The organism is Desulfomicrobium norvegicum (genome assembly GCF_900114595.1).
In the GTDB taxonomy this organism is placed as follows: Bacteria; Desulfobacterota; Desulfovibrionia; order Desulfovibrionales; family Desulfomicrobiaceae; genus Desulfomicrobium; species Desulfomicrobium macestii.
On sequence record NZ_FOTO01000006.1, the window covers coordinates 241,719 to 248,983 of the forward strand.

The 7,265-nt window shown below is 59.8% G+C and carries 4 protein-coding genes; 2 read left to right on the forward strand and 2 right to left on the reverse strand.

Annotated features, from left to right (window positions below; all coding sequences use genetic code 11):
* Positions 1-39 precede the first annotated feature (39 nt).
* On the reverse strand, positions 40-2,280 hold the full coding sequence (locus tag BMZ24_RS11280; protein WP_092192315.1) for a carboxyl transferase domain-containing protein: 2,241 nt from the start codon (positions 2,278-2,280) through the stop codon (positions 40-42).
* 108 nt (positions 2,281-2,388) lie between these two features.
* Positions 2,389-3,819, reverse strand: a complete 1,431-nt coding sequence (locus tag BMZ24_RS11285) for an ATP-binding protein (protein WP_092192317.1) — start codon at positions 3,817-3,819, stop codon at positions 2,389-2,391.
* Positions 3,820-4,164: 345 nt separating this feature from the next.
* On the opposite strand from BMZ24_RS11285, the gene BMZ24_RS11290 reads away from it, so the two are divergent.
* Together BMZ24_RS11290 and BMZ24_RS11295 are read left to right on the forward strand one after the other, a co-directional pair.
* On the forward strand, positions 4,165-5,001 hold the full coding sequence (locus tag BMZ24_RS11290; protein ID WP_092192319.1) for a purine-nucleoside phosphorylase: 837 nt from the start codon (positions 4,165-4,167) through the stop codon (positions 4,999-5,001).
* Positions 4,994-6,607, forward strand: a complete 1,614-nt coding sequence (locus BMZ24_RS11295) for a response regulator (protein WP_092192321.1) — start codon at positions 4,994-4,996, stop codon at positions 6,605-6,607. The genes BMZ24_RS11290 and BMZ24_RS11295 overlap by 8 nt, the downstream gene beginning before the upstream one ends.
* The last annotated feature ends 658 nt before the right edge of the window (positions 6,608-7,265 follow it).

Here is a 7,265-nt window from a genome sequence, read left to right on the forward strand (position 1 = left end):
TTTCGCTGACGCGGCAGATCGCCATTTTTCAACGGTCTCCTAACGGTAATAAAGGTTGCGGCCGCCCATGGTCTGCAGGGACTGGACAAGGTTGCCCCGGATTTCCCGGCGATCCCAGATGCCCTGGATATGCCCGCGAGCCAGCGCCTGATAGGCGTTGTGGTAATTGGGCGGAATATCCATGCCCGTGGTCTCCTTGATGACTCCGGGACCGGCGAAACCGATATTGGCCGAACGCACCGAGAACTGGTACGGCGAGCATCCCAGAAAGCTGGCCACGGGCCCGGCGTAGGAATTGGTGTCGTAGAGGACCAGATACAGGCCGCCGGCTTCCGTGTAGCGACGCACGGCCATGGTGCAGCGCGGCATCTGGATGACGCCGTTGACGCCTTCCTGGATGCGGATGCCCGCAGTGCCGTGCACATAGGACAGGAAAGGCAGCTGCTTCTTGCGCGCCCGCTCCATGGCCCGGATGAACTTCTCTCCCTCGGCCGCGCCCACGCTGCCGCCACGGAAAGCGCCCATGAACATGGCGACCATGACCGACGTGCCCTCGATGCGGGCTTCAAAGGTCATGCACCCGCACTTGTGGCCGGTCTTGCGCTTGGCCTCGTCGAGCTTGAGGTCGAACCCCTCGAACTTCAGGGGATTGGTGGACTCGATCTCGCTGAAGACCTCGTAGATGGAGCCGGGATCGAAGATGTTGTGCAGATACCACTGGTATTCCATGGGAAAATGGTGCCCGCAGAAGCTGCACACTCCGGCCCACTCCCCGAAGAGATCCGGGGCCCACTGGTCAAGGCATCCGTGCACGGCGGTGTTGGGGCAGACCACGGCCCGGTCAAGCTTGGCCTGGGGGCTGACGTACTGCCACTTGCCGCTGTTCAGCGCGCCGTCGTCCCAGGTGGACAGGGAGGTCAATCCGGCCTTGTCCACGTCCTTCTTGGCCTTGCCGAAGGACAGCTTGGACATCACGTTCTTCCAATACCGCGAAGAGCGGCCGACCACGACCTGCATCTCCGCGTGCACGTCCTCGGCCAGCTCCGTGACCTTCTTGTGCTGCTTGCCGAAGAGATCGTAGCGGAAATAGGAGTACAGGGAGGATATGAACTCACTGGTCCAGTCGCTGCTCCGGCTGAGCCAGTGGCGTTTGTCCAGGTAGGCGTCCTGGGCCATGCGACGGAATTTCATGTAGCGGGTCCAGAGCAGACGCTCCTTGGCCCGGCTGTCGAGGCTCCAACGCACGTAAACGTCCGCGCCCTTGTGACGCCGCAGCGCAAGGGACCGGAAAAAGCGCATACCCCGGACGTTCAGGACAATCTCGTCCGTCGAAGAGACCACGGATTTGCGCAGCTTGCGGAAGAAGTCGTAATGCTCGGGCCGCGCGCCAAGCTCGGGCTCGCCTATTTTCCAGTCCACGAAACCCATGGCGCGGTTGTCGTCCGCCGTCATCTTGAGCTGCCTGGCGCAGTGTTCGATGAGCTTCGGGTCGGCGCGCTGTCCGCCGCGCAGGCGGCCTTCGATGGCGGCCGCGCCCTCGGGCGAAATGACCGAATAGTAGCCATGCGACATCATGATGCGCGTGTCGGCAAGGCCGATGGCCTCGGCTCCGCCGGACCCGCCTTCGGAAATGACCGCCACGATGGGCACCTTGAGGCCGGCCATGTCATAGAGGTTGTCGGCAATCTGCTGCGCCGCGCCGGGATAGTCCTCGATGGGGTAGGAGCCCGGCGTGAAGATATAGGTGTGGATCGGAATGTTCTCGGTCTCGGCGACCTTCATGTAGTACAGAGCCTTGGCGTTGCCCCAGGGTTTGACGGAACCGCCGTTGCGGAACTCCTGGCCGTGCCCCTTTTCCTGGCCAATGACCATGACTGCCTGGTTGTGGACCTTGTTGCCTCGCCTGCGGGTGATGTAGGCCCGGGCGATGAGCATGCTCGGATCGATGCTGTACTCGTCCTGACCGCCGATCTCGGTGTAGTTGTCGTACACGTTTTCAAGGATGTCCTTGAGGCAGATGCGTTGCGGGTGCCGGACGATGCGCACCTTGTTCATGGGGGTCAGCTCACGTTCGAGCTTCTTCTCTAGGAAGCGGAACAGCTCTTCCAGGGTTTCCAGTTGCCTTATAGCTTCCTGCTTGGGCAGGCCCGGCTCGCGAGCGACATACTCGCCAAGCTTGGCTTCAAGCATGATGACATTGGTATTTTCATCGGGTCCGAAGATGTCCAGAATATATTTCAGGCGGTCCCGAAGTTCTTGTATGCGTTTTTCGATATCCATAAGAGTGCGCGATTGCCTCGCATGCTTGGGTTATGCCGGATTTTCCGGCGTAGCTTGAGCGCTTAATCAGTACTCGGCGCGGATGTGATCCAGGCGCCGGCTTGAATCCTAGAAAGCCAGGATGCCCTCGGTCTTGCGCTTCAGGAATTCGACATTGGACTTCAGGGCTTCGCCGGAAGCGTTCTCACCCTGCAGGTTTAGCGAATTCAGGAATTCCACGCCACGGGCCTTGGCCTCGGCCAGATCCTTGCCCCAGATGATAGCCAGGGCCAGGTTGGGATCGAAGTCCGTCGGGATCTCGTATTCCCGGTCAGTGGGCACCTGACTGTGCAGCTTGAGCCAATCCTGCTCCGGCCAGCCAAAGGAGGTGATGCGGCCCACCCAGGGAGAGAACTTGTTGTCCGGATCCTCGGCGATGATGCGGTATTCGATGCCGACGCCGTTCAGGGTGATGTCCTTCTGGGTGTAGCCAAGCGGCGCGCCCAGACCCACCCGGATCTGCTCGGCGATGAGATCGACCTCGCCCTTGCCCTTGATGGCCGCGATGCGCGCGGAGACCCCGTTCTCGACCTGGATGCGGGTGTTGACCTCCATCAGGAACGGCTGCCCCGTGGGGCTGACGATCCATTCCCAGGTGCCAACATTGTCGTACCCGGCTTCGCGGGCCATGCGCAGGGAATATTCGGTGATGTCTTCAAGCACCTTCTTCGCGTCGAAGGCGTAGCGCAGGGAGGACGGATCGAACCCGGGCGCGACCTCGATGCGTTTCTGGTGTCCGAGAGACTGCACCGAGCAGTTGCGGGTACCGAAATGGACGGGATTCTGGCCAGTGCGGTCGGACACGATCTGCACTTCCAGATGGTTGAAGTCAAAGATGCGCTGTTCAATGAGCACGCCTTCATCGCGGAACTGACGCTTGGAATAGCTCTTGATGCGTCGCAGGACGCTTCGGAACTTGTCCAGATCGTCCACTTCCTCGATGCCCATGCCGCCGCCCCCGGCCGAGGCCTTGACCAGGATGACGGGTTTGTTGATGCCCTGCTCTTTTTGAAAATCGAACAGGGATTTGGCGATGTGCTCGGCTTCGAGATCGTCCGTCACGGGCTTGTCCGATCCGGGCACCGTGGGCACGCCCAGTTTGCGGGCCAGACGCTTGGTGTTGATCTTGTCGCCGAGCTCGCGGATGACCTGCCAGGAAGGCCCTATGAAAATGAGCTTGTGCTCGCGCTGGGCCACACGGCGGGCAAAACGGTAATCCTCGGCAAAGAAGCCGTATCCGGGATGAATCGCCGTGGCTCCAGCCTGATCCGCCACGGCAAAGATTTCGTTGGAGTCGAGATATGAACTGACACGGTACAGGGATTCGTCTCCGCCGAGCTTGCGCGCCAGGACGCAGTGCTCGCTGTCCTTGTCCGGCTCGGTGAAAAGCGCCACGAATGCCAGGCCAAGCTTGCGGCAGGCCTGCATGATGCGAATGGCGATCTCACCCCGATTGGCAATGAGAACTTTATGTTTCTTGGATTCGATGGGGTTCTTCATGTCTAAAAGAGCCTTTCCTTGTATGAGCTGTTGGGCGTTGAAAAAAGATGAAATTCCTTCATAAAGCCGGACCCGCTTATATCCATAATCGCATCGGGGCAAGTCCGACAGGCTTGGCTTTCCTCGTCAAAAAAGGAAATAAACTCTTCGGAATCCTTGCCAAAACCAAAACAATCCGCAAGAAAGATGAAAGATAAGTCTGATTTCTTTGAGCCATGGACGCCTTGAAACGAGCCGGGGAGTTCCAAAAAGCCAGCTTGACAAATCAGTACACCAGCGTTTGGAGCGCTGTCCAGACCAACGGGCAGAAACGCTCCGTGACCCAAAAAATCAAGGATTACGACAATGACCGATATACAGACCAGAGCCCGCACCGCCACCGACTGGATCAGAAAAAACTGCCCCTCCATCCCCAACACCGCTCTTGTGCTCGGCAGCGGCCTTGGAAAATGGATCGAATCGGCATGGATTCAAAAAAGCATCCCCTACGCGGACATCCCCGGCTTTCCGGTCTCCACCGTTGAAGGACACGCGGGGGCGCTTCTTGTGGCCGAGATCAAGGGCACGCCGGTCTTCGTCTTTTCCGGCCGCTTTCATCTCTACGAAGGCTACAGTCCGCGGGAAGTGACGCTGCCCATCGCCTGCCTTGGCCTGCTCGGGACCGAAAACCTGATCCTGACCAATGCCGCCGGAGCCCTGAATCCCCTGTTTGCCACCGGCGGGCTCATGCTGCTGACCGACCACATCAACATGACCGGGCACAACCCCCTGACCGGCCCCAATGTCGACGACTGGGGACCGCGTTTCCCGGACATGTCCCAGGTGTATTGCCCCGCCCTGCGCGAGCAGGCCATGCAGGCCGCCATGAATTGCGGACAGCGCCTGGAACAGGGGGTATACGTGGCCGTGGCCGGCCCCAGCCTTGAAACTCCGGCCGAAACTCGCATGTATCGCATCATGGGAGCCGACGCCATCGGCATGTCCACGGTGCCCGAAGCCATCACCGCCCACCATATGGGCCTCAAAATCCTGGGAATATCCTGCCTGACCAACAAGAACCTGCCGGACTGCATGGCCCAGACGTCTCACGCAGAGATTCTGGATCAGGCCAATGCCTCCTCCGACGCCCTGGGCTCGCTCCTGTCCGCCCTCATCCCCAACCTGGGAGGTCGCCATGGCTGATCACGCTCATCTGCTTACAGAGATCAAGGACAACATCCGCGGGAAAGACCCCATCAAGGCGCGTCTGGTACTGGGTTACCTGGAAAACATGGATAAAAGCATCCGTGAGCAGGTGCTTGGCGCGTTTCGTGAGGCTGCTCCCGAATTCGCAGTGCCTGTCCTCTGCCGGTTCATTTCCGAACACCGGGAAATGGTCGCAAATCTGCCGCTGGTCCGGGAAATCCTGGCCGTCAAGATGCTGGCCCAGCCCCAATTGCTCGCCAAGGCCATAAGCGACCCGCAGACCCCGTGCCGCGACATGTACATTTCGATGGCCGGAGAACTGCGCCTGGAGGAAGTGGTCGACAACCTGATCGAAGCCCTGCTCGCGGCCACGGACGTGAAAGAGATCAACCTGATCATCGACACCCTGGGTGAAATCGGTGACCCACAAGCCACCAACGCCGTGAGCGAGTTCCTCTACTCCGGCAACCGGACCATGATCATCACCGCCACCAAGGCCCTTGGCAAGCTGGGCACGCCCACCGCCATGTTGCGGCTTGCGGAACGCATGGGCACGGACAACCAGCTCGACCTGCTCATCCTGGACGTTTTCGCCAAGGTCCAGGATTCCATTTCGCTGGACAAGCTCAACGAGGCCATGCGCTCCCACTACGCTCATCTACGCACCTACGCCAAAAAAACCCTGGTCGGCATCGGCCCCAAGGCCGTGCCCACCCTGACCGAGAATCTGCTCTTCGACGACGCCGACCTGCGCATCCATACATTAAATGTGCTGGGCGACATCGGAGACCCGACCGCCATCTCGCCCATCCGCAAACTGCTGCACACCCACCCCGCCAACGCCAACGTGCGCTTCGCCGCCTACGAAGCCCTGGGCCTCTTGCCCCTGGACCGGGGAGCCTACGTGCTGACGCAGGGCCTGAGCGATCCGGTGGATCACGTGTGCATCGCCGCCGCCAAGGCCATCGACCGCAACTTCAACGAGATCATGGCCGCCGGAATCAAGAACCTGGCCAGCGACAGGGAAGAGGACGCCCAGCGCATCATAAAAACCGCCATCAACGCCCAGGCCAAACAGATATTCCTGAGCCTCATGGAAGAGGAGCGCTTCCAGCCCATGGCCCTCAGCCAACTGTCGAGGGCCCATCAGGACATCCGGGACTTCTTCTACGCCATCCTCAAAGAGCACGGCTATTCGGGACTGGCCCTGAAGCTTCTGGCACCGGAAGAGAAAAAGACGGTCCGCAAGCGCATTTGCGCCGTGGACGACTCGCGCATGATCCTGAGCATCTACAAGTCCACCCTGCACGAACTGGGCTACGAGCCCGTGCTCTTTGAATTCCCGGCCAGCGCCCTGGAATGGCTGCAATCGAACACGCCGGAGATGGTGCTCACGGACCTGAACATGCCGGACATAACCGGCATCGACCTGACCCGGGAAATCCGCAAGTCCTTCTCCAAGAAGGATCTGCCCGTGATCATGGTCACGACCCAGGACGAAGCCAACGACAACAAGGCGGCCCTTGAAGCTGGAGTCAACGACATCCTGCGCAAGCCCTTCACGGCCGAAAGTCTGGGGGCGGTTTTCAAGAAGTACCTGTAGAAAACGGAAATCGCCCGGTCCGGCCCGGACCGCGACCGCACTGAGGCACCTTCAAAGAAAGAAAAAAGACATGGATCCCCTTCTTCAAGGGGATGACGGCGCTTTGCAATGGCTTTTATTTCCCGCGTCCCGCCATTTTCAACATCCGGGTCATCTGTAATTCCCGGGCAATCAGCCCTGCACGGCACGAAGCGGGCCGGGTTGGGGCGGGCGAGGGTCGCCGACTGTCTGACTGAGCCAGGCATCGTTTGTTGAATCGTTGCCTACCGTGCTGTCCGTTTTTTTCGTCCTGCACGCAGCGATTCAATTCTACGAGGCCGGAGAAGGAGTTTCGGCGGCCCTTGCCCGCCCCGACCCGGTCCGCGACCGCACTGAGGTGCCTTCAAAAAAAGACATGGATCCCCTTCTTCAAGGGGATGACGGCGCTTTGCAATGGCTTTTATTTCCCGCGTCCCGCCATTTTCAACATCCGGGTCATCTGTAATTCCCGGGCAATCAGCCCTGCACGGCACGAAGCGGGCCGGGTTGGGGCGGGCGAGGGTCGTCGACTGTCTGACTGAGCCTGAGCTATCTTCACTTTAGCGGACACACCAACTACCCTAATGGGAACGAGAGGTGTGTTTATGAGCAAACAACGCAAGTATGATCCTGACTTCAA